This is a genomic window from Nocardia sp. NPDC059228 (assembly GCF_042754245.1).
Classification (GTDB): domain Bacteria; phylum Actinomycetota; class Actinomycetes; order Mycobacteriales; family Mycobacteriaceae; genus Nocardia.
In genome coordinates, this window is sequence record NZ_JBHZAL010000137.1 from 1 (window position 1) to 1,220 (window position 1,220).

Below are 1,220 nucleotides of genomic sequence, written 5' to 3' on the forward strand. Positions count from 1 at the left end.
GTCATGACCGAGCACTACCGTGGGGCGATGGCCGGGCGCACCATGTACGTGATCGCCTTCTGCATGGGCCCGCTGGATGCCGCCGAGCCGAAATACGGTGTGGAGATCACCGATTCGGCCTACGTCGCGGTGTCGATGCAGATCATGACCCGCTCCGGCGCGCCGGTGTGGGAAAAGCTCACCGGCGACACGGAATACGTGCGGTGCCTGCACTCGGTGGGCGCGCCGCTCGGCCCCGGGCAGCCCGATGTGGCGTGGCCGTGTGACAAGACCAAATACATCGCGCACTTCCCCGAGACCCGCACCATCTGGAGCTACGGCTCGGGCTACGGCGGCAACGCGCTGCTGGGCAAGAAGTGCTTCGCGCTGCGCATCGCCTCGGTCCTCGGTCGCGACGAGGGCTGGCTGGCCGAGCACATGCTCATCCTGAAACTGACCTCGCCGCAAGGCAAGACGCACTACATCGCCGCGGCCTTCCCGTCCTCGTGCGGCAAGACCAACCTCGCCATGCTCGAACCGGCCCTGCCCGGCTGGCAGGCCGAGACCGTCGGCGACGACATCGCCTGGATGCGGTTCGGGGCCGACGGGCGGCTCTACGCGGTGAACCCGGAGGCCGGATTCTTCGGCGTCGCACCGGGAACCGGCATGCGGACCAATCCGAACGCCATCGCCACCATCGACGCGGGCAATTCCATCTTCACCAATACCGCCCGCACCGACGACGGTGACGTGTGGTGGGAGGGCCTGACCGAGCAGGCCCCGGCCCACCTGATCGACTGGCACGGCGAGGACTGGACTCCCGGCTCGGGAACCCCTGCCGCGCACCCGAATTCGCGCTACTGTACCCCGATCGAGCAGTGCCCGTCGGTGGCCCCGGAGTGGAACGACCCGCGCGGCGTGCCGATCTCGGCGATCTTCTTCGGCGGCCGGCGTGCCACCACCATCCCGCTGATCGCCGAGTCCTTCGACTGGGCGCACGGGGTGTTCACTGCTTCGGTGCTGTCGTCGGAGACCACGGCCGCCGCGGCCGGCAAGGTCGGCGTGGTGCGCCGCGACCCCATGGCCATGCTGCCGTTCCTGGGCTACCACGTGGGCGACTACTTCGCGCACTGGCTGGCGATGGGGGAGCGCGCGGGCGCGCAGCTGCCGAAGATCTTCCAGGTCAACTGGTTCCGGCGCAGCGCCGACGGGAAGTTCCTGTGGCCCGGCTTCGGCGACAA

1 protein-coding gene is annotated in these 1,220 nt (G+C 69.0%); it reads left to right on the forward strand.

Annotated features, from left to right (window positions below; genetic code table 11):
• A partial coding sequence (locus tag ACFXKA_RS43005) for a phosphoenolpyruvate carboxykinase (GTP) (RefSeq protein ID WP_379431911.1) occupies positions 1-1,220 on the forward strand: 1,220 nt, incomplete at both ends.